The organism is Filimonas zeae (assembly GCF_014641615.1).
In the GTDB taxonomy this organism is placed as follows: Bacteria; Bacteroidota; Bacteroidia; order Chitinophagales; family Chitinophagaceae; genus Filimonas; species Filimonas zeae.
This window is the reverse complement of sequence record NZ_BMIB01000003.1, coordinates 373,716-398,530: the sequence shown is the minus strand read 5'-3', so window position 1 is coordinate 398,530 and position 24,815 is coordinate 373,716. Positions and strand designations below refer to the sequence as shown.

Annotated in this window: 25 protein-coding genes; 10 read left to right on the top strand and 15 right to left on the bottom strand. The window is 44.8% G+C overall.

Annotation, left to right across the window (positions count from 1 at the left end):
* Positions 1-5: 5 nt before the first annotated feature.
* Complete coding sequence (locus IEY13_RS14685) at positions 6-737, bottom strand: DUF4197 domain-containing protein (protein ID WP_188953384.1); 732 nt, start codon at positions 735-737, stop codon at positions 6-8.
* A 100-nt stretch (positions 738-837) separates the two neighbouring features.
* On the opposite strand from IEY13_RS14685, the gene IEY13_RS14680 reads away from it, so the two are divergent.
* Positions 838-1,401: a GNAT family N-acetyltransferase gene (locus tag IEY13_RS14680; RefSeq protein WP_188953382.1), complete on the top strand. Its 564-nt coding sequence runs from the start codon at positions 838-840 to the stop codon at positions 1,399-1,401.
* On the opposite strand, the gene IEY13_RS14675 is transcribed toward IEY13_RS14680, so the two are convergent.
* Positions 1,398-2,231 carry a helix-turn-helix domain-containing protein gene (locus IEY13_RS14675; protein ID WP_188953380.1) on the bottom strand — a complete coding sequence of 278 codons (834 nt, stop codon included), beginning with the start codon at positions 2,229-2,231 and terminating at the stop codon, positions 1,398-1,400. The two genes, IEY13_RS14680 and IEY13_RS14675, sit on opposite strands and share 4 nt — an antisense overlap.
* A 159-nt stretch (positions 2,232-2,390) precedes the next feature.
* Positions 2,391-2,696 carry a hypothetical protein gene (locus tag IEY13_RS14670; protein WP_188953378.1) on the bottom strand — a complete coding sequence of 102 codons (306 nt, stop codon included), beginning with the start codon at positions 2,694-2,696 and terminating at the stop codon, positions 2,391-2,393.
* A gap of 194 nt (positions 2,697-2,890) precedes the next feature.
* On the opposite strand from IEY13_RS14670, the gene IEY13_RS14665 reads away from it, so the two are divergent.
* The 5 genes from IEY13_RS14665 (at position 2,891) to IEY13_RS14645 (ending at position 6,237) form a co-directional block, all read left to right on the top strand.
* The gene (locus IEY13_RS14665) at positions 2,891-3,829 is read left to right on the top strand and encodes a ring-cleaving dioxygenase (RefSeq protein WP_188953377.1); all 939 of its coding nucleotides are present in this window, start codon (positions 2,891-2,893) and stop codon (positions 3,827-3,829) included.
* A gap of 51 nt (positions 3,830-3,880) precedes the next feature.
* Positions 3,881-4,507, top strand: a complete 627-nt coding sequence (locus IEY13_RS14660) for an alpha/beta hydrolase (protein WP_188953375.1) — start codon at positions 3,881-3,883, stop codon at positions 4,505-4,507.
* A gap of 43 nt (positions 4,508-4,550) precedes the next feature.
* Positions 4,551-5,138, top strand: a complete 588-nt coding sequence (locus IEY13_RS14655) for a Crp/Fnr family transcriptional regulator (RefSeq protein ID WP_188953373.1) — start codon at positions 4,551-4,553, stop codon at positions 5,136-5,138.
* A gap of 75 nt (positions 5,139-5,213) precedes the next feature.
* Positions 5,214-5,930 carry a pirin family protein gene (locus IEY13_RS14650; RefSeq protein WP_188953371.1) on the top strand — a complete coding sequence of 239 codons (717 nt, stop codon included), beginning with the start codon at positions 5,214-5,216 and terminating at the stop codon, positions 5,928-5,930.
* Position 5,931: 1 nt separating this feature from the next.
* Entirely contained in the window at positions 5,932-6,237 is a 306-nt protein-coding gene (locus IEY13_RS14645; RefSeq protein WP_188953369.1) for a hypothetical protein, read from the top strand.
* Here IEY13_RS14645 and IEY13_RS14640 read toward each other — a convergent pair.
* The 9 genes from IEY13_RS14640 to IEY13_RS14600 form a co-directional block, all read right to left on the bottom strand.
* A complete protein-coding gene (locus IEY13_RS14640; RefSeq protein ID WP_188953367.1) occupies positions 6,226-7,530 on the bottom strand; it encodes a sensor histidine kinase in 1,305 nt (434 codons plus the stop codon). The two genes, IEY13_RS14645 and IEY13_RS14640, sit on opposite strands and share 12 nt — an antisense overlap.
* 75 nt (positions 7,531-7,605) lie before the next feature.
* Positions 7,606-8,037: a hypothetical protein gene (locus IEY13_RS14635; protein ID WP_188953365.1), complete on the bottom strand. Its 432-nt coding sequence runs from the start codon at positions 8,035-8,037 to the stop codon at positions 7,606-7,608.
* Between the two features lie 61 nt (positions 8,038-8,098).
* Positions 8,099-10,645, bottom strand: coding sequence for a polynucleotide kinase-phosphatase (locus tag IEY13_RS14630; protein ID WP_188953363.1), 2,547 nt, complete (start codon positions 10,643-10,645; stop codon positions 8,099-8,101).
* A gap of 1 nt (position 10,646) precedes the next feature.
* Positions 10,647-12,053 (bottom strand): 3' terminal RNA ribose 2'-O-methyltransferase Hen1, encoded by a 1,407-nt coding sequence (locus IEY13_RS14625; RefSeq protein ID WP_188953361.1) that lies wholly within the window; start codon positions 12,051-12,053, stop codon positions 10,647-10,649.
* A 160-nt stretch (positions 12,054-12,213) separates the two neighbouring features.
* Complete coding sequence (locus tag IEY13_RS14620; protein WP_188953359.1) at positions 12,214-12,945, bottom strand: DUF4397 domain-containing protein; 732 nt, start codon at positions 12,943-12,945, stop codon at positions 12,214-12,216.
* 324 nt (positions 12,946-13,269) lie between these two features.
* Positions 13,270-14,082, bottom strand: a complete 813-nt coding sequence (locus tag IEY13_RS14615) for a ferritin-like domain-containing protein (RefSeq protein WP_188953357.1) — start codon at positions 14,080-14,082, stop codon at positions 13,270-13,272.
* 32 nt (positions 14,083-14,114) lie between these two features.
* A complete protein-coding gene (locus IEY13_RS14610; RefSeq protein WP_188953355.1) occupies positions 14,115-14,816 on the bottom strand; it encodes a ferritin-like domain-containing protein in 702 nt (233 codons plus the stop codon).
* Positions 14,817-15,007: 191 nt separating this feature from the next.
* Positions 15,008-16,177 carry an MFS transporter gene (locus tag IEY13_RS14605; protein WP_229687874.1) on the bottom strand — a complete coding sequence of 390 codons (1,170 nt, stop codon included), beginning with the start codon at positions 16,175-16,177 and terminating at the stop codon, positions 15,008-15,010.
* An 83-nt stretch (positions 16,178-16,260) separates the two neighbouring features.
* Positions 16,261-16,956, bottom strand: a complete 696-nt coding sequence (locus IEY13_RS14600; protein WP_188953353.1) for a hypothetical protein — start codon at positions 16,954-16,956, stop codon at positions 16,261-16,263.
* Positions 16,957-17,205: 249 nt separating this feature from the next.
* Here IEY13_RS14600 and IEY13_RS14595 point away from each other — a divergent pair, with 249 nt between their 5' ends.
* Positions 17,206-18,975: a peptidoglycan D,D-transpeptidase FtsI family protein gene (locus IEY13_RS14595; protein WP_188953351.1), complete on the top strand. Its 1,770-nt coding sequence runs from the start codon at positions 17,206-17,208 to the stop codon at positions 18,973-18,975.
* 336 nt (positions 18,976-19,311) lie between these two features.
* On the opposite strand, the gene IEY13_RS14590 is transcribed toward IEY13_RS14595, so the two are convergent.
* Positions 19,312-19,959, bottom strand: coding sequence for a hypothetical protein (locus IEY13_RS14590; RefSeq protein ID WP_188953349.1), 648 nt, complete (start codon positions 19,957-19,959; stop codon positions 19,312-19,314).
* Between the two features lie 494 nt (positions 19,960-20,453).
* On the opposite strand from IEY13_RS14590, the gene IEY13_RS14585 reads away from it, so the two are divergent.
* The 3 genes from IEY13_RS14585 (at position 20,454) to IEY13_RS14575 (ending at position 22,279) form a co-directional block, all read left to right on the top strand.
* Positions 20,454-21,140, top strand: a complete 687-nt coding sequence (locus IEY13_RS14585; RefSeq protein ID WP_188953347.1) for a hypothetical protein — start codon at positions 20,454-20,456, stop codon at positions 21,138-21,140.
* Between the two features lie 94 nt (positions 21,141-21,234).
* Positions 21,235-21,618, top strand: a complete 384-nt coding sequence (locus IEY13_RS14580) for a hypothetical protein (RefSeq protein ID WP_188953345.1) — start codon at positions 21,235-21,237, stop codon at positions 21,616-21,618.
* Positions 21,619-21,754: 136 nt separating this feature from the next.
* Positions 21,755-22,279 (top strand): hypothetical protein, encoded by a 525-nt coding sequence (locus tag IEY13_RS14575; RefSeq protein ID WP_188953343.1) that lies wholly within the window; start codon positions 21,755-21,757, stop codon positions 22,277-22,279.
* Positions 22,280-22,355: 76 nt separating this feature from the next.
* Here IEY13_RS14575 and IEY13_RS14570 read toward each other — a convergent pair whose 3' ends face one another.
* On the bottom strand, positions 22,356-22,781 hold the full coding sequence (locus tag IEY13_RS14570) for a hypothetical protein (protein WP_188953341.1): 426 nt from the start codon (positions 22,779-22,781) through the stop codon (positions 22,356-22,358).
* A gap of 160 nt (positions 22,782-22,941) precedes the next feature.
* Positions 22,942-24,612, bottom strand: coding sequence for an AIPR family protein (locus IEY13_RS14565; protein WP_188953339.1), 1,671 nt, complete (start codon positions 24,610-24,612; stop codon positions 22,942-22,944).
* Between the last annotated feature and the right edge of the window lie 203 nt (positions 24,613-24,815).

Here is a 24,815-nt window from a genome sequence, read left to right as displayed (position 1 = left end):
CCCGGCTATCTGGTTTGCGCCTGGCTGCTGCCAAACACTTTTTTCAGAATATCTGTAACACGTGCCGTTGGGTTGGTACGTATCTGCTGCTCTTCCTGGGCAACCTGAAAAAATATACCATCAATGGCTTTGCCGGTTACATAAGCTGACAAATCGGTATTTACCGGTGTTTTGGCAAACTTGTTATACACCGTAAACATATCTGCCCAGTATTTGGTAGCGCTTACCTTGCTAAGGGCGCTGTTGATAGTGGGCTTAAATGCATCTGTAAGTGCGGCAGTGGTTTTGCCTTTAAAATAGTTGGTAGCAGCGTTATTACCCCCCTTAAGAATGCCCAGCGCATCGGTAATAGTCATTTGTTTAATGGCATTTACAAAAATGGGGGTGGCAGATTTGGCGGCTTCTTCCGCAGCGCGGTTTAACGATAACACAGCTTTATCTACCGTGCTGCCCAGGCCCAGGCTACGCAGGGTGCTTTCTACCTTCTGCGCCTCGGGCGGTAACAGTATTTTAATAGCTGCATTGGCAAAATAGCCATCTATAGCAGATAATTTGTTACTGCTGTTTTGTGTACCAATGGTCAATGCTTCTTTTAAGCCGGCCACAATCTGATCGGTGGTAAGGCTACCGGTAGTAGCTCCGGTGGCGGGCCAGTTATTGGCAATCTTGCGGGCAGTATCGCAGCCGGATAAAGATAAACAGGCCAGTGCCAGTACCGGCAAATAAATACGTTTCATAGTCTGGTGAGTTTTTGTATACAGTCTGTCCATTTACAGGGGGGCAAATATAATGCCCTATACCCCATCTCATACCAACAGAACAGGTGTATATTTAAGGATGCTGGAACTATCTTTTACGCCATTTCCCCAATTAACCACGCCACGGCTGCTGCTGCGGCAGCAAACGGTGGCAGACAAACACGATCTTTTCTACCTCCGCTCCCACCCCGGAATCATGCACTTTATACCCCGTCCGTTGCACCAGAACCTGGATGATACCCTGCAGTTTATTGAAATGCTGAATACCGGCATTGCCAACCGCGAGCTGATACACTGGGTAATTACGCTGGCGCAACAGCCCGAACGGGTAATTGGCTGTATTGGTTTTGTGCGGATGAAAAAAGAACATTACCGGTCGGAAGTAGGCTATCTGTTACACGATGGCTACCGCGGGCAGGGTATTATGCAGGAAGCACTGCAGGCAGTGCTGCATTACGGTTTTAACACCATGGGGCTGCACTCTGTAGAGGCGGTAATTGACCCGGCCAATACCGCTTCTGCCGCGGTGCTGGAAAAAGGGGGCTTTACCCGCGAAGGCTATTTCAGGGAAGACTTTTTTTACAATGGTAAGTTTTACGATACCGCTTTTTATTCGCTGCTGGCCCGGGAACATCGCCCCTAAAACAAACCGTTCTTCAGTGCATAGGCTACCGCCTCGGCGCTGCTGGTAGTGGCTGTTTTTTTCAGCAGGTTCTGGCGGTGATTATCTACCGTGTTTTTGGCAATGTCCAGCTGCGCGGCAATCTGCTTACTGCTAAGCCCCTGCGCCATCAGCCGCAGTACATCCAGCTCACGGCCGCTTAACCGGCATACAGTAATAGTATCCAGTGCCTGCACCTCACTTTGTGGTACGTTGGAAAAGAACAGCTGGTTGTTTGCCTCACTGCTGTCCAGTATGGTCATACGTACGGTATTATCCTGTTTAAGATGTGTAATATCGGTTACCAGATGCAGTATACAGGCTATCATACCATCATGCGCATACTCCCATTCAATATACTGAAACATGACCCACCGGTACACCTGCGGCAAATAAGGATTACGCATGCGGAAATACATATGCGGGCGTATATAGTTCTTCTTTTCGTGCGGCAAGGCCACCAGAAACTCATAAATCAGCTTTACGTACGACATTACATACGGTGCATCATCCGGGTGCAGCAGCTGCAGGTATTCTTCCGGGTTTTTGTTAAGCCAGTAGCCTGCGGGGTGGCCGGTAAAATGCTCCGACATGCCCCCCATGGTTCCAATGGAAAGCTTATTGGCTATATACCATGTAAACGTACCTACGGCAAACTGCGGAATGGCTTCTATGCGCGCACTCAGCAAGGGAGGTATACCCTCCATCTTTGTTAAATCGCCTTTCAAGATCGCTTCCTTTAATTCATGAATAGTATATACCGGCTGAATCTGTTGAATATCCTGAAACACGTCAGGTGTCTTTTTCTTCATAAGCGTACAGTTCTCTCAAATCTACATAATTAAGCTGATGAAGAGGATATATGCTGAGAACAGCGCCCGGCTACGCGCCGGGGCTGTTTAAGGTGTTTTATACCAGGGTATTTACACGGACTATAATGAAGGTGATAGTAAGCGCATACTGCCTGGTAATTAATGGTAACCGGGCTTTTTGTCTGCGGTATGTGCTGTTGCAGCTGTTTGCCGTATAGGGCCGGTAGCCCCCTTCTGTCCTGCAAGAGCAGTGGCTTTTCCCCACCCGTCTGCTGTTTTGGGGCCGAATAAAGCACCGGTAGTTTTATCCAGATAGTAATCGTCCACCGCACCCTGTGTGGCAGCTGGCACGCCCGTACCCGATAGTATCCGCGAACCGGGGGCTCCGGTATCGCCTTTTTTAAAGGCGCCGTAAACAATCCAGAGTAATAGAATAGCTATACCATAGAGCAGGCCACTTTTCATAGCAGTATAACATTTATTGGTTTTAAACGGTTGTTGATCATGAACAGGCAACAAAAGTAGCCTGCCCCCCCTGCCGTTACAATAGTGATTTATAACTATTGACCTGTTTTCATTTTTCTTGTTCTACATTAAGTGTACAGGGCTGTATGCCGTAGTAATTTTGACTTATCAAACAACGCAAAAAAGTAAAGATTATGGAAAATAGAATTAAAGGCATACACCACATAACTGCGATAGCAGGAGATGCCGTAAAGAACTACGATTTTTATACCCGTGTACTGGGTTTAAGACTGGTAAAGAAAACAGTAAACTTTGACGATCCCAATACATACCACTTTTATTATGGCGATGAAAACGGTACCCCCGGCACCATTCTTACTTTCTTTCCCTGGGGTGGTCAGATATCCAAAGGTAAAAGAGGTACACACCAGGCCACAGAAATTGGTTACTCTGTACCTGTAGGTAGCCTGGAGTTCTGGCAAAAACGTTTGGAAGACAACAACGTGATTTATAACAAACCTGCCGAAAAATTCGGCCAGAAATACCTCACCTTCCTGGATCCTGACGGACTGAAGTTTGAACTGGTGGAAGTAAAAGACGATAACCGCAAACCATGGGTTACTGCTGAAGTGCCTGAGGCTTATGCTACCCGCGGTTTTCACCACATTACCATTACCGCTGAAAAAGCAGAGCCTACTGCGTACATTTTAACCAAAGTGTTTGGTTACGAGCTGAAACAGACCGAAGTTAACCGCTTCCGTTATGTAACAGATGCTGTAGAGCAGGCAGCTATAGTAGATATAGTGGAAGTACCCGGCGAGGCTTCCGGCCAGGTAGCGGGTGGTAGCGTACACCACGTAGCCTTCCGCGTAAGCGATGAAGCTACCTTAATGTACTTCCGCGAAAAAGTACTGGCGCTGGGCTTACACATTACAGAAAAGATAGACCGTAACTACTTCTACTCTCTGTACTTCCGTGAACCTGGTGGGGTATTGTTTGAAATTGCTACGGACAATCCGGGCTTTGCTACCGACGAAACAGTGGCAGAACTGGGTAGCGGTTTAAAACTGCCCGCTCAGTACGAGGCTTACCGTTCTGAAATTGAAAAAGTACTTCCTAAACTGGAAGCATAAACTGTACAGCGCCCATGTAGTATGGGCGCTTTTTTAAAAAGCGAGGTTTTTATGTACACACACAATCAGCAACAGATTATACTGGCAGGCACTCCTATAGAAAAAGCTTCCAAAGCAGTGATATTAATACATGGCCGGGGCGCTTCTGCTGAAGACATTATTACACTGGAACAACACCTGCACCTGGAAGGTATGGCCATTTTTGCACCACAGGCTGCCCAATACAGCTGGTACCCGTTCAGCTTTATGGCGCCGGTGGAAAAAAACCAGCCGGCACTGGATAGCGCACTGGACATGATTGGTAACCTGGTTAAAGAGATTGAAGCTAAAGGCATACCGGCAGACCGTATTTACTTTGCAGGCTTTTCGCAGGGCGCCTGTCTTACCCTGGAGTATGTTGCCCGCAATGCCAAACGCTACGGTGGCGTAATAGCATTTACCGGTGGACTGCCAGGCGAAACACTGGCGTTGGATAATTATTCAGGCAGCTTTGCAGAAACACCCGTATTTATTGGCACCGGCGACCCCGATGCGCATGTACCCGTTACCAGAGTGCAGCAAACAGTAGAACAACTGCAAAAACAGCAGGCCAATGTATTGCTTAAAATATACAAAGGCCGCCAGCATACTATCAGCGGCGATGAAATAGAACAGGCCAACAAGCACGTATTAGCATAGCCCCCTTTTTTGGTTACAGCAGAGGAAGCCCTATCTTTATTGCATGGCGGCTTCCTCTCTTATTGTAAAAAATGTTTGCAATCACATTACGTTAACTCCTGCAGAACAGGAGTATTTTGTTTCGTTACTACAGCCCATGGAGCTGAAACGCAAACAGGTATTATTAAAAGAAGGAGAAATATGCCGTTTTTCTGCCTTTGTTACCGAAGGTTGCCTGCGTGGTTATTCCGTAGACAATAATGGTTACGAACACGTACTCAGTTTTGCCCCTGCCAACTGGTGGATGGCAGATATGTACAGCCTTATAAGCCAGAAGCCCGGCATACTGTATATAGATGCACTGGAGGATACCAGCATACTTACACTTTCTAAAATACACCAGCAAACACTGTATAAAGAGGTGCCTGCGTTTGAACGCTTCTTTCGCATTATTACCGAAAACTCGCTGGTGGCTTATCAGCAGCGGCTGCTGGATAACCTGAGCCTTACCGCAGAAGACCGGTATAACAGTTTTTGTAAAAGGTACCCCTCCCTCATCAATGCCCTGCCCTCCAAGCAGGTAGCCAGCTATATTGGGGTAACACCTGAGTTCTTCAGCAAAATGCGCAACAAACTGCTGCGCAAACAATAACCCCGCTTTTTTCTTAATCTGGATTAACCCGTGCCCGCTTTTGCAGTGGTAATTTTACCCTATAAACACAAAACAATGGCACAATCAGTTTTACATACAGCAGCATCCAGAGGCGTGGCCGATCATGGCTGGCTTAAAAGCTATCAGACCTTCAGTTTTTCCGGTTATTTCAATCCTGAAAGAATGCGGTTTGGTGCCTTACGTGTACTGAACGATGATATTGTAGCAGGCAGCAAAGGCTTTGGCGATCACCCGCATGATAACATGGAAATTATTTCTATTCCCCTGTCGGGCGAGTTAAAGCACCAGGACAGTATGGGCAATGCTGCCGTAATACGCGAAGGGGAAATTCAGGTAATGAGTGCCGGTACGGGTATTTATCATACCGAATACAATAACCTGCCACAGGAACCAGCCTGTTTTCTGCAGATATGGCTGTTTCCCAACCAACGGAACGTTACCCCACGGTACCATCAACTGTCTTATAAAGAGCTGGCAGTACCCAATCAGTGGCAGCAACTGCTTTCCCCCAATCCAAACGATGAAGGTGTATGGATTTATCAGGATGCCTGGTTTAACAAAGGTGTATTTGATGCGGGTACCACCACCTCTTATACCCTTAAAAAGCCTGGTAACGGTGTATACGTATTTGTAATTGATGGTGAAGTGGAGGTAAACAACCAGCCGCTGCATGCGCGGGATGGGTTGGGTATATGGGATACAGATGCCATTACCGTTAACATAAGCAGTAAAGCAGATATTTTATTAATGGAAGTTCCAATGACGCTGTAATATGAAAAAGACTGAAATTTTGATTATAGGTACCCACCCGGATATTGTAAAAACCATTGTTCGCCTTATCAACAACCGCGAAGACTGGAACGGTACAGGCGTATTGAGTGCTGCGGAAGCCATCAACGCTTTTGAAGCCACACCTTTTACAGTGGTATTGTTTGGCGGGGGCATTACAGAGCAGGAAGAGCAGGAACTAACCACCCATTTTACGGCGCGGCATGCCAGCGTAATCTGTATAAGACATTATGGAGGTGGCAGCGGATTGCTGTATGGCGAAATTCAGCAGGCTTTACTAAGCAATTAACTCACAGGGCAGCGTAACATAAAAAACGCTGCCCTTACCTAATACGCTGGTAAAGGATATATCTCCCCCCTGCATCTGCACAAACTCGCGGCACAGGGCCAGGCCCAGACCGCTACCACGTTCGTTACCGGTGCCATAGGTAGATTTTACGTTGAGTGAGAATATTTCGCGTTGTTTATTAATGGCAATACCTATACCATCATCCTTCACCGAAATCATACAAAGGCCGTTGTGCGCCATGGCCTTTACTTCAATAACCGTATTGCTGTTCGAGAATTTTACCGCATTGTTCAGCAGGTTACGCATTACCAGTTGCAGCATATCCCCATCTGCATTTACAATAATTCCGGGGTCTATACTTACTTCCAGCAAAATAGATTTACGGTGGGCTACCAGGCGAAACAATTCAATAACAGGCAGCAGCTCTTTCTGTAGCAAAAGCGGATGAATCTGCATTTTATGCCCGCCAATCTGCTTACGCGCCCAGCTGAGTACATTGGTTACCAGCTCCTGGGTATTGGTAATGGTTTTCAGCAAATGTTCTTCCAGCGCTTTACGCTCTTCCTGCCCCAGTGAAGCTTCACCCAGCATACTGAAGTATTGCTGTATAGAAGCCAGCGGCCCGCGCAGATCGTGAGAAATAATAGACAACAGTTTGTCTTTTTCGCCGTTCAACTGTTTAAAAGCTTCTGCTTTTTCTTCGGCAAGTTGTTTCTGGCAGTTGTAATTACGCAGTATCTGCGAAGTGCCTACATACAACAATATCACCAGCATTACATAAGCTACCAGATTGTCCAGAAACATATCGTGGGTAGAGCGGTAGGGATTGTGTATGGCTTCAGGATGCAGATATTCCCACACCGCCAGGCTTACAACTATTATCAGATTCATAGCCAGGCAAAATGGCCAGTACTTTCTGTCAGAAATACAGATGACCATAAAAAGGGAAATAACAAACAACAGCAGGCACGGACCTGCAATGCCCGATTTATACACGTAATCAACCGCAGAAAGTATATTAATGATGATAATGGTAAGCCACACAGCCAGCTTCAACCGGCGTTTTACCCGGCTTAGGTAATACATAAACAGCTGCGCCACCAGTACCCCTGCTGTTATTATGGCCGAAACCGGTAAATGTATGTACAAAGAAAACGGCAGTTCTATACACAGCAGTAAAAAAGCAATCAGAGAGAATGCATGGAATATTCTGCTTTCCAGAGAAAAGGTTTCGGGGTTGCCGGTAGCTTTATGCCAGAATTTACCTACCGCGCTGGAAACAACACTTGCCATTAACTATATCTATTCCGGTAAAAGAAGGGTTTTGATGCGCAAAGATAATTAGCTACAGGTGAATAGTGTTAATTTTTATTGTTTCAACAGCAGCTTGCTGAACTTTTCCAGCTCGCCGGTTTCCAATGCAGAAAGCGGTTCGTTGTTATCGTATTTGGCTTTTAAAAACAGTACTCTTTTGTGTTGCGGATACTTTGCCAGTATATTGGCAATCAACTGCCCGGGACGCTCATCCTTTTCCACCACCGGTGCGGGAACAGGAATAGTGGATTTAAAACGTGTGGGCATTTTTAATATCACCGCTTCCAGCGTTGCCAGCCAGCCACTGGGTATTTCTTCTATTTTACGGGCTTTTGCCAGTAAACCTTCCAGCTGCTTTTTGCTCAGGCTGCCCCGTTCTTCATACTGGTGCAGCAGACTCATAAAAAATAAAGCGTCAGGACGGGCCCGGTAACAGGTATCCAGTACTTTCTCTATCACATCCACATCCGACTTTCTTTTATCCATCGTATCCCGGTTTGAGCCGCAATATAAAAAAAGCCCCGGAAAGGGGCTTTGAACAAAGCATTTATAAACGGGGATCTACTGCTTCACTCTCCAGGGCCAGCACCCCAAATACAGCAGCATGTACATGGCGCAAGGGTTGCCCGGCCACAAAACTTTCCAGTGCCTCTACCCCCAGCGCAAACTCCCGCAAAGCCAGTGAACGTTTGGCCTGCAATCCCCTTTTTTTCAAACGGGAAAGATGGGCTGCATGGGTATACTCCGGCCCGTATATAATGCGCAGGTATTCTGTACCGCGTATTTTAAGGGCGGGTTGTACCAGCCCTTTTGCGCCCTGCGTAACATACTGTTCGGGTTTTACCACCATCCCTTCCCCACCAGCTGCTGTTAAACCCATCCACCAGGCTGTTGCGGCGTTTCTGCTGTTTTCATCCGCCAGATCAGCCAGTATCCATGAGGTGGCAATCATAGGGTTGTTTTCACCGCCGCAATAACGGGCAATGGTATTCATATGCCATTCATGCGTTTGGTTAAACCAGGTGTTACCCGCGGTAGCCAGCAGGTGAAACGGTGCCAGCTGATAATCGTCCAGTGTTTTCACTTCCCGGCAGTAGCGGCCGTAAGCAGCCGTAAACTTTTCCGCCATAGCATGGCGTTCGGTATAGGCAGATAACAGGCCCGGAATACCTGGCACCGCTGTTGCCTGTTGCAAAGCAGCCACAGCCTGTGCAAGACCATTACGCGCAGCAGCCCCTGTAGCGGCATACTGTTGCTGTAACAGCACCTGTGCCTTGGCATTCCATGGCATCAGTTCCGCATCCATACACACCCAGTCGGTACTAAACTCCTCCCAGAAACCCCGGTTGGTTAACACCTGCTGAATCCGCAGCAAAAACGCCTGTTCTGTAACATCATCGTTAAAAAACTTTCTGCCCGTACGGGTATAGCAAATACCTATGCCGGGTGTGGTAATACCAAAACGTTTTTTTACCACTTCATTACTGCGGCACACAATAACCACCGCCCTGGACCCCATATGTTTTTCCTGGCATATCACTTTCTGCACACCCTGTTCGCTGAAGTAACGCCATGCCTCTTCGGGATGTTCCAGATAATCCGGCAACGGACTTGTTTCTGCAGGCGACATAGTGGGCGGCAGATATATAAGCCAGCGTGGGTCTACCGCAAAACGGCTCATTACTTCCAGTGCCGCCGCGCTGTTGCCTTCCCTTACGGTAATGTTCTGCATCAGCCGCGTTTGTATCAACTGTTTGCCTGTAAGCGTTTCCAGATCGGGCAGCGCATCCTGCTGTTGCTGCAACGAACCCTCCAAAGCCGCAGGATATAGAAACGGGCGTTTAGGCTGCACATAGGTTTGTAAAGCAGGTACACTTACCAGCTCTTTTTCCGGATACCGTAATGCGGTAAGCTTTCCGCCAAACACGCAGCCGGTATCTATATCAATAGTATTGTTCAGCCATTCACATTCCGGTACCGGTGTATGCCCGTATACTACCATGGCTTTGCCACGGTATTCAGCAGCCCAGTTATAGCGCACCGGTAAACCAAACTCATCCGTTTCGCCGGTAGTTTCGCCATACAAACAAAACTCACGCACAGCACCGGCACCACGTCCCTGCATATTTTCTTTTAACCCGGCATGAGCTACCACCAGCTTGCCATGATCTAATACATAGTGACTGATAAGCCCATCCAGAAAACTCATCAGCCGGGTTTTCCATTCCGGCGTTATGCCTTCCAGCTGCGCGGCAGTTACTTCCAGCCCGTGCTGTAACTGTACGTTTTTACCCTGCAGCCATTTCAGCAATTTCATATCGTGGTTGCCCGGCACACACAGCGCCATCCCCTCCTGCACCGCCTGCATAACCATACGTAATACAGATGGCGAGTCAGGCCCCCTGTCTACCAGATCGCCCAGAAACAACAGCCTTCTGCCCTGCTGCACCACCACCCGGCAGGCAGCCTTATCTACAGTATGCCCCAGACTTTCCAATAACTGGCATAACTCTTCATAACAACCATGTATATCTCCAATAATATCAAACGGGCCGCTATCTGCCGTACGATTGTTCCATAAAGGCACGCGTTCTACACCCGTAAGCGCATCTACCTGTTCCGGTGTTTTCCATTCCAGCACTTTTTTAAAACCTTCCAGCCGCAGCCTGCCCAGTCCACGTTTCAGCTGGGTGCAATGGTTCAGAATTACATGCGGCGGCAGATTACGGTCTGCACGCTGCCGGTTGCGTTCCATACATACCTGTACGGGCATATTCAATACCAGTGCAACGGGCATAACATAATATTCTCTGGCCAGCTGTACCAGACGCTTCCGGTCCTCTGGCCGTATATTGGTGGCATCTACCACAGTAAGCAGTCCCCGCTTCAAACGCTTACCTACTATAAAATACAACAGATCAAACGCATCAGCAGAGGCATCCATACTGTTTTCATTATTACTCACTATGCCCCGGCAGGCATCACTGCTTACTATTTCGGTGGGGCTAAACCACTGGCGTGCAAAACTACTTTTGCCCGATCCGGATGCTCCGGCCAGTATTACAAGGCTTAATTCCGGTATTTGTATTTTCATATCAGTTTTGGGGTTGTTGTGTAAAAACAGCCAGTTGGGTAGGCGCACCATACTGCGCTTCTTCCTGGCCCAATGGCTCAACAGAACAGGTATAGCCATACGTTTCGCAAATACCGGCACACCAGGCAGCAAACTGCGCCCGTGTCCACTCAAAGCGGTGGTCGCTATGGCGCATTACGGTATCATCCTCTGTAAACCGGCGGTTCCATTCTTTGTTAGGTGTGGTTATCAGCACGCGCGCAGGAGCCATGCTACCAAATATATTTTTCTGTAAAGTATCCAGCCTGCTTTCTTCCAGGTGTTCAATTACTTCCACCAGCACTACGGCTTCAAAACCATCCAGCCGCCTGTCGCGGTAGGTTACCGAACTTTGTAACAGGGTAAGCCGGTTGCGCTGCCGCTCAGGCATCCGGTCTGTTTTCAGCTTATCCGCAGCTATCTGCAAACTGCGTACAGAAACATCGGCCCCGGCAATACGGGTAAACTGTGCATGCTTCATCAGCAGTTTCAGCAACTTTCCTTCTCCACAGCCCATATCCAGTACAGTACCTACACCCAGCGCCAGCAAACGGTCGCAAACAGTTTGCAAACGCACATCGTGCAGCCGCACTTTGGGCACCTCTTCCGGCACCACGCCCTCTGTTTCTGCTGCGGTTGCTGCCTGCTCCTCCTGTAATAACTGATCCAGCGCATTACTCATCAACGCTGTCTGGTGCTTCAGGTAACGCCGTACTATCAATTGCTTCATCGGATGCTGTTCCAGCCAGCCTGTGCCCTTATCCAGCAGCTTTTGTACTTCTTCACTGTTAACCCAATAGTGCTTATCATTATCCATTACCGGTATTAACACATATAAATGCGCCAGCATGGTTTGCAGGGTAACAGCCGCATGGGTAAGCGTTACCGTAAAATAGCGGCTTTGCCCCCAGACAGGAAACTGCTCGTCCAGCATATGCTGCGTGGCCTCCACCTGGTACCCCAGCGGCACAAAAAGGTTTTCCAGCAGCTCCTTCCCACCCTTTACCGGCACTACCGCCAGCGTTATAGTTAATGGCAAAGGTTCGTTTACCAGTTCCGGTTTGTCTTTACATTTTCCGTTCAGTGCCGAACTGAAAGCTTTTGCTATAGCAGTACTCATCAGCGAGGCAGAAACATAAGGCCGGTCGTTTACATACTGCTCCAGTGCAAAAGCATCCGGGGCAGCTGCACCTGCATCACCCCGTACCAGTGCTACCGGATCAATATCCAGCAACAAGGCGCATGTGCAACAGGTATCGGTAGCCTCCGTATAAAAAATGTGGGCATCGCCGTTTTTTACAGAAACCGATTGCCACTTTGCCGGATGCTTATGCAGCATATAGCCCAGGTCTGTGGCAGGAAAACGGTTTGTAGAAATAGTCAGTAACATCTGTTTGTAATACTTTACGCAAATATGCTACCGCTACTACGCACCCTACATGCGTAGCAATAAAAAAGGCCCAAAGTTTTTGCTTTGGGCCTTTAGCCTGTTTATAGTTATAGTTGTAAGCAATAATTATGGCAACCTTGCGGGGTTGCAGCGGTATATGTTACCTTAAATTACCATTAGTAATAACGCTAAGCTTTACTTGCCGGGCGGTATCTGTTGCACCAGGAAAACCTTTCAATAACACGGTGTATACATCAGACGCTTTTGCACGAACGGTAACATCGCCCTGAATAGTTCCACCATTAGCAGCAGCAATGCGTACCACACCACTATCGACAGCTACAAACTCCGAAATTTTACCAAAACGTGCTGAAGGATCCGTAGAAACAGTCTGGCCACCGGAAGTAATAGTTACCGCAGGAGCAGCAGAATCTGGTATCGCGTTTACAAAACGTATGTACGCTTTAGAAGTGCTGGCAGTAAGATTATCGTAATTATCACGTACCAGCAGATTACGGTAAGTACCTGCTGCACCGGCCACTACCAGCGTATAGTATTTACCTACAATTAAACTGTCGGTTTTTTCGGCCAGTGTGGTATTGCCTGTGGCATCATAAGAGCGTACGGCAGTCACTCCTGAAGGAACCGTAAGGTATGCACCGGTATAGACGCTGTAGCCCAGCGCCTGACTTACCAGGTTTTGGCCCGATAGTGTAATACCTATACCGTTTTTATCTGACAGGTTAAAAGCCATGAACCCGGAAACATTCTGGTTACCAGGATTAAAATCATTTGATTTGGAACAGGCAACCAATGACATACCTATCACTACTGCGCAACCCGCCGCTATCATTCCCCTGCTAACAGAAGATAAAATTCCTCTTTTCATCATAGTTGTTTCTTTTTACAACGGAGAATACGTAGGAAAAGTACCGGGTGTTAGGAAGAATCGGCAAAAACAGGTGATTTTTTACTTTTTGCCCTTTTTTCTTAGGATTTCGTTAACGAAAACGTCGGGTTCAGGAAAATACATGAGCCAGATAAAATACAGTAAAGCAGTTGTAAAAACGATGGGATGGCATAAAGGGTTGCTACAGCAGTTGTGTTCACTAACTATTGGCGGCAATTTACTATGAACAAGGGTTTTAGCATTTTTTATTTACGAAAAAAGGAATTGCCTCCTGTACTGATAAAGACCCGTGCAGGAGGCAATTATTTATTTCTTTATGAATGGGTTTACAATGGCCAGCACCTGTGTGGCAGTCAATGGCTCGTCAAAACTTTCACTGGCAGCATTGGCACTTACAATCTGTGCAATATTCACGCCTGCCTGTGTAGTTAGTTCTTCTCCATCGTAGCTGGCCTGCACAGCAGAGCCTATACCACCGGTATCTTTGCCGGTAATCCAAGGCTTTACATTGGCACCGCGGTTTTTACGCATATAGCGTATGTGCGAAGCGTGGCGCGCCTCTACAGAATGTATTTGTAAGGCAGCCGTAAGTACGCCGTTATTGCTGATCAGCTCTGCTGCCCTTCCTTTATAAGCCCGCACACCTGTATCTTCAAAGGTTTGTGCTACAGCCAGAAAGGTGTCATAATTGGTAAACACATTTCCAAAAGCGCCACCCGCAGTAAAATCAAAAGTAGGTTTGCTTACCGCCGTTCCGCCCAGCGAGCTGATAGCGGTTTTGAGAAAAGCTACGTGTGCGTTTTCATGATCGCGGATGGTATTAATGGCACCTACCGCAGGTGTACCGGCAGGCACTACGCCCGATGAGGCACCCATGGTATAAAATTCAGCTTCCAGGTATTCCAGCGTAAGCGCATAGTTTAATACACCTGCTATACCGGTAGTAGTTTGCCCGTATGCCTTTTTAAACATACTGCCCAGCGCCAGCGGAATGGCAGCCAGCGCCACTTTGCCACCAAAGGAAGCAAAACTGCGCATGGCATTTCTGCGGGTATCCAGCCTGTCGTATACCTCAGGATCAGTCTTTTCTATCTCGGTAAGAATGTTATGAATGTTCATGATAATTGGTTTTCCTTGTGAAATAAAAAGTATCAGGAAGTGGGCAGATTACCCGCATATAAAACAGATTTCAGATAGGCTTTGGCAACGCCTAAAACCTCAGCAGGAGATTTGGATACGTCCAGCCCGTTGGCATCTACCACGGTATTGTCGGCAAACGATCCGTTGCTGATAAGATCTCGTATTAATGCTGCATGGCGTGCTTCTACCGATACAATTTTACCCGCCAGCACCAGGTTATCTGCACTGGTAATCAGCTGACCAGCACCATTGTATGCGGCCACGCCCAGGTCTTCAAATGCTTTGGCTGTAGCCAGTACGCTGTCGCGGGTGCCGAAATTGATAGCAGAAAAATTCACTTCCAGCCCCGGAATAGCATTACCGCTTAATACCGTTTTAAAAAAGTTACGATGCGCAATTTCATGATCGCGTATATCTGTCAGCAGTGCCTGTTCAGTAGCGCTCATGCCACTGTACGGACTGGCAATTACCTGTGTATAAAAGGCTGCTTCCAGCTGTTCCAGCGCATAGGCATAGTTGAGTATACCTATATCGCCCGACCCCAGATTAATTGCGCCTTCCGGTACATCATTCTTGTCTTTACTACAGGCCACCACGGTAACGGCAGAAGCAGCCAGTCCCACATAGGACAAAAACTTTCTGCGACCGATCATATTGGGCAATACATCGCCCGTACCGCCTGTTTCAGGCAGTGTTGGATTTCCATTGTTCATGTTAAACCAGTTTGATTTACTTAAAAAGTCCTTGTCTTACATCAGGGGTGTGTACTCTAATGGCGCGCATTAGCCTGATCACTTGTTATCACATACGAGAGCAGTTTTCAATCGGTTTTGAAAATTTTATATTTTTTTTAAATGAAAAAAGCCGGCTATTCAGCCGGCCTTCCTGTAAAATAGCTTTTTATTTAAGCAGCAACACCTTCTGCACGCTTTGCCGAGTAACTGGTAAACCACCACAGCAACAGTACGCCTGCAAGTGCCATTACCACGCCTACCAGCAGAGAAGAGGCAAGGCCTAACCCGGCAGCAATAGGTAACCCTCCCAGAAAAGCACCCAGCGCGTTGCCCAGATTAAAGGAAGCCTGCGTGGCCGCAGCCCCCAGCATAGCCGCATCTCCCGCTGTACGTATCATCAGCATCTGAATAGGTGTACCCAGCGAAAAGGTAATTACACCGGTAACAAAAGTCATAATCAAAGCCATGGTGGCATTAGAGGCTATAAAATAATTTACCACCAAACATACGGCTATCGCTATCAGGCTTATCATACAGGCCGTAGCTGCCGAAGTTGCATCACACAGCTTCCCTCCCAGCAGATTCCCAACCACCATACCTAAACCGGCTAAAATCATAATGTAAGGAACCATCTCCTTATTAAAACCAGCCACATCCGTCATAATAGGTGATATATAGCTGATCCACGCAAACAAGCCTCCCGTGCCAATGGAAGTAATGGCTATCAGAAACCAGGCGGGTGCTGTTTTAAAAAAGCTCAGTTCCGCTTTGAGTGAAGTGGTACGCGCCGGTTCCATTACAGGCAGCCACAGCTGAAGAAACAGAATGGTAAGTAAACCTATACCTGCTATCATACCAAAGGTAAAACGCCAGGAATAATAATGGCCCAGCCAGGTACCCACCGGCACCGCTGCTACGTTAGCCACGGTAAGCCCCGCAAACATAATAGATACCGCCAGCGCCTCTTTACCCTTATCTGCCAGCTTGCTGGCCACTACCGAGCCTACCCCAAAAAAGGCACCGTGCGGCAGGCCGCTCAGCAACCTTGCCACAAACATCCAGTTACGGTCTGGCGCAAAAGCAGATAAACCATTAAAAACCACAAACATGCCCATCAGAAACAACAACACCTTTTTAGGTGGATATTTGCCGGCAGCAGCTACCAGCAATGGCGCACCTATTACCACACCCAGCGCATATGCTGAAATAAGATAACCAGCCTGGGGAATGGTAATATGAAAATCTCCGGCCACATCCTGCAACAAACCCATCATCACAAATTCTGTGGTACCTATACTCAGCCCGCCTAAAGAAAGGGGAATCAGACTCTTTTTAATCATCCTGGTTGAAATAAGGCGCAAATGTACCGCACCCTTCGTCACAACCCGCTGTTAGAACATTATATTTTACCAACAGCTGCCGCTTATCGCCAGCCAATCATTTGCCCGCGGGGCCCTACCATTACAATGCGGTTGGTACTCATACCTTCCTCTCCGTTCATGCCCTTATTGCCATCAAAAGGCTTCTTTGCATCTTTTTTCAAACCTTTCAGCGACTTGCTTTTACCCGGTTTTCCACCACGGCCACCGCTGCCGCCGTAATTAGAAAAAGTCATACAACGGCTATTTACAAAAGGCATAGCCGTTTCATCCACATATACGCGTATATATCCTGCATTACCGCCATCGCCCCCATCACCACCATCGCCACCGCAGGTATTTTTAAATGAGCCTTTCTTCTTTCCGTCATTGCCCGCACCACCATCGCCGCCATCGCCACCGTCAGATACAAACTTGATATGCCCCTGCCGTGGATTTACAAAAAAGCGCATTACCGATTTTTCATTACCAGGTACCGTAACCACAAAACGCAGAATTACCGAATCACCGGTTTCCAACCCCGACATCTCAATCATCAGGTCCGGCCCTCTTACTCCCTTTTTACCGGTAACCCCTTTGCGCCTGCCACCAAACAGTCTGGAAAAAAATGTTTTCTCCTTTGCATCAATGCCATTATCTGCCTTGGGAGGTTTGTACCCCGCCCACTGACGCATATTTACTTTTCTGAAATCAATTTCCGGATTGGGAACGGAATCTCTTTTCTGAGCATGTAATGCCATTACAGGAAATAACAACAGGGAGCATAAAACAGGAAAGCGCGGCTTCATTACAGATATTGTTGATTAGTGGTCAGGGTGGTTTGCCTGGGCAAACCGGACGGACTCAAAAATAGGCAATTTAAAATCAGTAACAGCACTATACGCCCCAACGTGTCAAGTTATCTACAATCGGGCTTCGGATGACTACTCCCGGGCCACATTCCCCTAACTTCGTCCGCACACACCTCTGAAAGAAAATCAGCAGGATGCATGAGAAGGGACAGTATGAAAAAAACATTCATTTTAATTGGCATTATAATATTGCAATGGCTTTCTTTTAACCATACGTTCAGCCAGAGTTATACCTTTCCCATTACCGACCTGCCCCTACATACCCAACACAACCTGAACGATACCATATGTGCATTGCATATATTGCCGCAGCGGGGTAGCATTTACGACCGCCGGGGCCGCACGCTGGTTTCCGACTCCATACTGTACGACCTGATGGTACGACCGGGCAAAGTGAAAAAGCAGGATGCGGCCATTATCTGCAGCCTGCTGAAGATAACCCCTAAAGAATACCAGGACAGGCTGAGATACGCCCTTAACTGGCAGGACCCCTGGCAGCCGGACGGCAAAAAAACACGCGATCGCCCGGCCCCTTTCAAAGGCATGTTAAGCAGAGAACTTACGCGCCACCTGCTGAAACAACTGCCCGCACTGCAGCCAGCCTTTAGTTTACAGAAAAGAGCCGTAAGGCACTACCCTTTCAATACGGCCGCTCACCTGTTAGGCTACGTAAAAGCCCCGGGCACAGGCGAAACAGGTATGGAAGAAAGCTTTGACAATATACTCCGTGGCGTAACCGGCCTGCAGTTTAGAATATGCGACCATGTGCATGAACCTACCCGGCCATGGATGGCAGGTCAGACAGATGTACTGGCAGAGAAGGGAAATGATATTTACACCACACTGGATATTCCGCTGCAATTGCTGGGCGAAAAACTGATGAAAGGAAAGCGGGGCAGCATAGTAGCTATAGACCCTGAAACCGGCGGTATTCTGGCCATGGTAAGCAGCCCCGGTTACAGCCCGGCCGAACTGGCGCTGCATCGCAATACCCTATACCCGGCATTGGCACAACATAAAGACAAACCCTTTATGAACCGGGCCATCGCCAGCTACAATGCCCCAGGCTCTGTTTTTAAAGTAGTACAGGCACTTATAGGACTACAATCTGGTGTAATTGATCCGCAGGACAAGTTTACCTGTAAGGGAGGCTATACCCTTTGCGGCCTTCCCGCCCGGCCCAAATGCCATGTAACGGGTGTGCATAAGCCCAATCTGGTACAGGCACTCACCATTAGTTGCAACGGTTACTTTGCAGATATGTTCCGTAAAACGGTGGGGCTTATTCCAAAGTCGGGCCTGGCAGATTGGGCAGCCAGCGTACGCAGGTTTGGATTTGGTGCCCGCACAGGCATAGAACTGCCCGGTGAAAAAGCAGGTATTGTACCCGATACAGCATTGTATAACAGAAAATATCCCAGAGGCTGGAACGGATGTACCATTTTATCCAATGCCATTGGCCAGGGTGAAGTAGGTACTACCGTGTTGCAGCTGGCCAACGCTATGTCTATCATCGCAGGCAAAGGCTGGTTTTATACCCCGCACCTTACAGATAGCATTTCAGGCATAAAAAACAGCAGCTACCAGGCAACCCATTTAAAAACACAGGCGTTTGACCTGGCAGACAGCCTCTGGAATCTGGTACACCAGGGCATGTACGATGCAGTACACTCCAAAACCGGCACTGCTTACAGCGCCCGCGTACCTGGCCTGGACATATGCGGCAAAACCGGCACCGTAGAAAATGGAAACGGCCAGAAAGACCACTCTGTTTTTGCCGCATTCGCACCGCGATACCGCCCGCGTATAGCTATTGTATGTATGATTGAAAACGGAGGTTTTGGCGCAGAAGTGGCTGCCCCTGTTGTAAGCAGGATGATACGGGAATATCTGGCCGGAAGCCGGTAAGAACAATAATCACCTTATCTGTTCCAGCTTATCAATAACCTGTTTGTACAGTTCCGGCTTATACTCATCCAGCCATAAGTAACTGTTTAATATCTCCACATCCATTGCCTGCTGCATAACACTTGTACACGCAGCTGTAGGTTATGATAGAAGGCATCATTAAAATTCTCATTTTCCTTATAAGATCTGGTTAATGAGGGGGTGTATTCAGGAAAATACGAACGCCTTTCTCTGGCAGTTTTTCGTGGCGTACCATAAAGTCTCAACAAAATCATCATTACTATACAAAATCCAAAGAAAACTTGCAGCAGGGTCGATTCCATTATAAACTTGTTTTTACCAGCCCCCTTCCATTTTCCATTCCATATCAATGCTTGCGAGATCTACATCGGGGTAATTAATTTCATCAATTCTGACTTCTCTTCTTGCAGGATCCAGAATAAGCCAAAGCGTATCATCTATTTCAGTAAGGTTATCGCTTATACTTTCTTTCAGTTTTGCCTGTAAATAATAGCTATACTGCAACCCACTGGAAAATCCCTCAGACATTCCACTTCCGGAAGAAGTTATTTTAAAAACTTCCTTTCTAAAATTAAGTAGATTGTTGAAAAGCCAATGAATGTGTCCTGTTTTATACAAAATGCTATCGCTTACTCCAGGGTATAGAGAACTTATTTTGGAAGTAATCCTATCCAATAGTTCTTTATTGGCTTCTTCATTCCTGTCATGCAAAAACTCTCCCTGCAACAAGTATTGAAGGTTAGTTAATTGACTTAAGTATTGAGTTCTGTTTAGTCGATGCTTTTCAGATGAATACACTGTCTGAATCAGTGGATTTACATTGTCTTTAGTTAGTTTAAAAGCTTTTTGCAGTGCCTCTATCTGTAAACGTCTGATATTAGCCGGTTTGGTATTTATTCTTTCTGGCGAAGCCCACAAGTGATTGTAGTCAAGATATTTGTTCAATAAATCCTTTGCATTCATAATAGGCTCTAAGATACCTATAGAAAGTGAGAGGTACACAGCCCCTCAGGATATATAAGCAAAAAAGGCAGCCTATTGCTAGACCACCTTAAAGCTTGTCGGGACGACTGGATTACGCCAATGGTCGCAATTATCTGAATGTCAATTATTTGCAAATCAGGTTTGAAGCTCACTCACGGATTTTCTCACGAGATTTTGAGGTCAAAGAACCCTGTAAAAGTACTATATTTATTGGTTGAATAGTGCCCAAATTTGTGTGATTTGAATTAGAATAAAACAGTTATATAGTTTTCTATCCGAACATTGGATTGCACCACTTACTTCTCCTTTTTGACGTTTTTGTCATCCTTGAAAAAAATAGTGAAACAAATAAAATTACATAGCCCTCATCTTAGAGCAAGTATTTGAATTATATTTATCTCTCTTATAGTGGTCTTTTACCAAACAAGATCAAGCTATGTTAAGTTGTATCCTATTTTTACGATAGAGTAATTATGCCCGAAACAAAAATTCAGAAAATCTGGAAAGACCCAGTTTGGAGTAAAGTAATTTCCGCACTTATCATTACGTCGGGAACTGTTGTTTACAGTTATATTATTTCTAAGTCTAAAGACATTACGTTCATAAGTTCTTTTAATGACTTTTGGAATTCTCCAATCAAACTATGGATTGTTGTAGTAGCCTTTATTGTCTATTTAGTAATTGTATGGATCAAAAAATATTATCAGGGCAAGAAGAACCAGCGTTTTGTTTACGATGATAAGACATTAGCACTTGATACGCATTTGTTTGATAAAATCAGAAAAGATTTACTGCCACAAGATGGTACAATTTATTGGTTAAGGCATAATAATTTCGCGGGCTTTAGTTTTAACGATGAATATCTCAATCAATTAGACAATATTGAATACGAAGCCAGAAAATCAGATTTTGAGTTTTTAAATCCTGAATTGGAGATTTTAAAGAACGATCTGATTAGAGAAATAAATACATTCACATCTTTGATTGCTGTTAATACATTTCCTACTCATAATGGCCGACAAACAGTACCTCCTGAATGGGAAGAACAACAATCAGAAAGATTTTGGAATGTTGTAAACGAAATTCACAAAAATAAAGATAGAGTTTGCGAAAGTTATGATAAGTTGATAACATCGGGAAGACGCATATTGAAGGTATAAAGAGATAGTGTAGCATTGTCGTTTGTAAGACTATAATTTTATGAAAAGGCTGTAGTTTGCATCATTCGCCCAAAAAACACAAACAATATATATTATGGGAATAACATTATTCGTTGAAAAACTCAATGAAGATAAATCAATGGGCTATACGACAAACCATGCCATGATGCTTGAAAATGCAAGCAGGGTTAGGATTAAAAATATAGAAAATACAGACGACATTGTTGGGTTAGTGTTTCAAGCCGGTAGGTATGTTGCGACCATTTTAACAGATATAAATAATGAAGTCGGCATGATGTTCATTGATCTAAAGAAGGACAGGCAAAAAGCGATACAAATGTCTACTCAGTTTGTCGGCGAGGCAAAAGAACTATTTATGAAAAATTTTGAAGCAGTCTCCAAAAATTATGAGGAAAATTACAATCTAATAGAATTGGTGCAGGACAATTCGTTTGCTCCAAATATTATAGCTAATTAGCTGTTGTTAATTAGCTATTACGACAAGTCTCATTGGCGTAAAAACAAAGAGTGTTCAGTCAGGATTACCTTTCCGTGAGATTAATCTTATTTTTTTTAAACAAAGAGAGAAGAGCATTTTTAAATCTTCAATTCAAATGGCACAAGAGCTTACTCCCACAGAGCAATGGTTGTTTACAGAATTGAATAATTTTGCAGACAGATACTTTGAGCAGGAAAACCGAACAGGTGCATTTGTGACAAAGTCTATACTAGGATTGATTGCAGATTATGGTGACAGACAAGGTTATGACGTATGTGTAGGTGGCTTTGCTGATAGATACGAAAAAGGCTGGCTCTTCGATTTGGTTTGGTATAAGGAAGACGAAAGGAGAAATTTAAAATCAATTGAGTTAGCGCTTGAGGTCGAACAAGCTTACGGCATTAAACATATAAAATATGATTTCGAAAAACTTCTTGTTTCAAATGCAAAAATAAATTGCATGATCTGTCTTGCAGGTAACCTTCCTATACAAGAAGTAATAACTTATTTTGAAATGGCTGTTGCAGCTTACGAAGGCTTGAGATTAGGTTCTAGATTTTTTATTTTAATCTGGGATGACTATAATGATGGCAGCTTTATTCACCATATTATTGAAAAAAGTAATTTTAAAGCTATTTGAATTTAAAACACTGACGGGCAGGTTTTATTTTCCCATTATTGCAATGCTAAATTTTGGATGCTATTCGATTAGTATTTCATTCTAGAAATGATGTTCCAAGTTCCCGTACCTTTCGAAGAATGTATTTCGATATCTCAGAAAACTCATTAGAATCATCTTTCGATGTTGCTGTATAATATGTATGTCCTTTAAAAACCATGTACATATTTGTTCCATTTTGATTGCCGATTCCAACAACTAATCCATCTTTTGTCTTAATTATTGTAAAGCCCTGATATACACTCTTTATCCAATTTGCGGCACCGCCGTCTCCAAACTCCTGTATTACGTCATGAAATATTTTGATTCGTCCATTTGTATAAAAATCATCACGTCCAATGGGAGACTCCCCTTTAACTAGTCTGTACCCTGTCGGCAGTTGAGCAAAAGCAGATGTTATTATGAATAGGAGTATCAAAATTGTAATGCTGAGTCGGAAAATATGTTGCTTTTTTCTCATCATCTTAGTTTATAAATCTATTTGAGATCCATGATTTTTTGTTTCTAGAAAAACATGGTTTTAAACCACTTGTCATGTGGCGCTATTCCTTTTTTTACGAACAACAAGCTGGCAATGTATTCATTATCAAGCTAGTGTTAATGAAATATTTATCACATATAGGTTAATTCAATTGACCTTTTAACTGTCTGCATTTTGTGAAATTTCTAAAAACTTGATGCACCAGTGAGTTAGGAAACGATTCTTCCATTTTGTCTTTTGTCTGTAGAGCAACTTGATCAATTATTGAAGGAAGTGTTGTTGTAAAATACATATTGAAATCAAAATTAGGATCAAGTAAAACTTGCTGCCCCACTTTTGAGAAGACAATATTTAATATGAACCTATTTGAATGAATATAACAACTTTTAACACGGCCCGATGAAGCTTGCTCCTTCAATTTTAGATTATTAGTCACTTCTCTCATTATTCTAACAGCCCGCCATGCTTGTGTTGCAGAGACTGACGAGTTGATTATATCAGTATATGGTTGTTTTGAAATATCTTCCCAAAGCTTACCGACCTCCCTCTTTGCCTGCACTGCTAGATTAATGTCAGCTTTTGCACAAGCTAATGCCGTTATCACTTCTTCAACATAACAGTTTGTTTCGTCTTGTTTAATTGCATCATCTGACCTTTTAAGATGATAAGTAATTCCATCAAGAGCAAATTCAGTTTTAAGTCTGTCTTGTTCAGGGTCAAGTGAAACGAAATCCTTTTTGTCAATTCTGTTTTGAGTATTTGTTTTTTTCGTTACGTTTAATCCAAAATCTGCTGGACAGTTTTCCAGAGATATTATTTTGATAAAGACGTTCAATTTACTTATCTGATCTGGATTTATTTCGTAAGCGTTTCCGATACTACCTACGGTCTGTGCGCCATTTACAATTTTTAAATCTTCTGCAACGAAAATCCCAACAGCTCTATCTCCGCCTCCAACAGGTTTCTTGTTTAAAGTTTGACACAAAGCGGTAATTCCATTGTTGTAGAAATAAAAATTTTCAGGTTCCCTTAATGCGGTCTCTCGTATGTCTTCATTTACTTCGCTAAAACCAATAAAGTCTCTGATATTGTCTGAAAAAAGTCGTCCACGATTTTCGCTCCACAGTTGTGCTAAGTCATTACCATTAATGGTTCCATAGATGGCACTATAGGGTTCTTCAACTTTCCCCCAGTTTGAAAGTACTAAATCTGCTTTAATAGGCTGGCCGTCTAATATTCCAACAAGAGATTTATGTGCTTGTTTAAGTGAGAATCTGTTAAAAATAGCCAGTTCAGATGGGTCGTTTAATTCAGAAAGCAAATCATCAATAATTCGTCTATTATGTTCTGAAAAAGTATCTTGTCCCGTATAAGTTAAAACAATTTTTATTTTTACGAGAGGGTCTTCTAAAGCTTCAATCACTTCGGCTTCTTTAGCTTGTACCTTTGCATTAAATCTATCAAACTTCAAATCAATTAAGTCTGCAACTCCATTTTTAAATCTTGATGTTTCTCCTGTATCAGGTTCTCCTCCTCCGTTTTTTATCCATTTAGACTGTACAAGCCAAAGCTCTTTGTTTCTTCTGTCGAAGTAAATGGCATCGATGCCATTATCATCAAATCCGTCAACAATCGCAGCTGCTGCCGACACTTCGTCTAGTTGTGCTAATATTTGAAGAGTATATGCAGCATAGGCTCTTGTTAAGAAAAAATTTTCTTTATCCTCATCATTTCTTGCATCTGAAATGTCAATTTTATCTGAATAAAGTTCAGTCAGTTTGGCTTTCAGATGATTAACATGTAGTTTGCTCATTTTTAGGTTAATTATTCAGTATTGTTTAAGCATTTCCTGTAGCTATCAAATATACGCAGGTCTAGTTATAAAACAAACCATGCCTAACCCCAAGAAAGATAAAATGCACCCACCTTTTTTAGAATTACATTAATCTTCTGAATGTTTTTAGGTATTAGTTAGTCTCAAAAGCATTAAACACGAATGTATACATTTTATATACC

Coding starts and splice junctions, on each gene's coding strand:
- IEY13_RS14615 (WP_188953357.1), bottom strand. CDS start 14,082: ATGAACATTCATAACATTCTTACCGAGATAGAAAAGACTGATCCTGAG.
- IEY13_RS14575 (WP_188953343.1), top strand. CDS start 21,755: ATGGCACAAGAGCTTACTCCCACAGAGCAATGGTTGTTTACAGAATTG.
- IEY13_RS14655 (WP_188953373.1), top strand. CDS start 4,551: ATGGCGGCTTCCTCTCTTATTGTAAAAAATGTTTGCAATCACATTACG.
- IEY13_RS14565 (WP_188953339.1), bottom strand. CDS start 24,612: ATGAGCAAACTACATGTTAATCATCTGAAAGCCAAACTGACTGAACTT.
- IEY13_RS14625 (WP_188953361.1), bottom strand. CDS start 12,053: ATGTTACTGACTATTTCTACAAACCGTTTTCCTGCCACAGACCTGGGC.
- IEY13_RS14605 (WP_229687874.1), bottom strand. CDS start 16,177: ATGATTAAAAAGAGTCTGATTCCCCTTTCTTTAGGCGGGCTGAGTATA.
- IEY13_RS14630 (WP_188953363.1), bottom strand. CDS start 10,645: ATGAAAATACAAATACCGGAATTAAGCCTTGTAATACTGGCCGGAGCA.
- IEY13_RS14685 (WP_188953384.1), bottom strand. CDS start 737: ATGAAACGTATTTATTTGCCGGTACTGGCACTGGCCTGTTTATCTTTA.
- IEY13_RS14645 (WP_188953369.1), top strand. CDS start 5,932: ATGAAAAAGACTGAAATTTTGATTATAGGTACCCACCCGGATATTGTA.
- IEY13_RS14665 (WP_188953377.1), top strand. CDS start 2,891: ATGGAAAATAGAATTAAAGGCATACACCACATAACTGCGATAGCAGGA.
- IEY13_RS14660 (WP_188953375.1), top strand. CDS start 3,881: ATGTACACACACAATCAGCAACAGATTATACTGGCAGGCACTCCTATA.
- IEY13_RS14620 (WP_188953359.1), bottom strand. CDS start 12,945: ATGATGAAAAGAGGAATTTTATCTTCTGTTAGCAGGGGAATGATAGCG.
- IEY13_RS14570 (WP_188953341.1), bottom strand. CDS start 22,781: ATGATGAGAAAAAAGCAACATATTTTCCGACTCAGCATTACAATTTTG.
- IEY13_RS14600 (WP_188953353.1), bottom strand. CDS start 16,956: ATGGCATTACATGCTCAGAAAAGAGATTCCGTTCCCAATCCGGAAATT.
- IEY13_RS14610 (WP_188953355.1), bottom strand. CDS start 14,816: ATGAACAATGGAAATCCAACACTGCCTGAAACAGGCGGTACGGGCGAT.
- IEY13_RS14635 (WP_188953365.1), bottom strand. CDS start 8,037: ATGGATAAAAGAAAGTCGGATGTGGATGTGATAGAGAAAGTACTGGAT.
- IEY13_RS14580 (WP_188953345.1), top strand. CDS start 21,235: ATGGGAATAACATTATTCGTTGAAAAACTCAATGAAGATAAATCAATG.
- IEY13_RS14680 (WP_188953382.1), top strand. CDS start 838: ATGCTGGAACTATCTTTTACGCCATTTCCCCAATTAACCACGCCACGG.
- IEY13_RS14590 (WP_188953349.1), bottom strand. CDS start 19,959: ATGAATGCAAAGGATTTATTGAACAAATATCTTGACTACAATCACTTG.
- IEY13_RS14650 (WP_188953371.1), top strand. CDS start 5,214: ATGGCACAATCAGTTTTACATACAGCAGCATCCAGAGGCGTGGCCGAT.
- IEY13_RS14595 (WP_188953351.1), top strand. CDS start 17,206: ATGAGAAGGGACAGTATGAAAAAAACATTCATTTTAATTGGCATTATA.
- IEY13_RS14585 (WP_188953347.1), top strand. CDS start 20,454: ATGCCCGAAACAAAAATTCAGAAAATCTGGAAAGACCCAGTTTGGAGT.
- IEY13_RS14640 (WP_188953367.1), bottom strand. CDS start 7,530: ATGGCAAGTGTTGTTTCCAGCGCGGTAGGTAAATTCTGGCATAAAGCT.
- IEY13_RS14670 (WP_188953378.1), bottom strand. CDS start 2,696: ATGAAAAGTGGCCTGCTCTATGGTATAGCTATTCTATTACTCTGGATT.
- IEY13_RS14675 (WP_188953380.1), bottom strand. CDS start 2,231: ATGAAGAAAAAGACACCTGACGTGTTTCAGGATATTCAACAGATTCAG.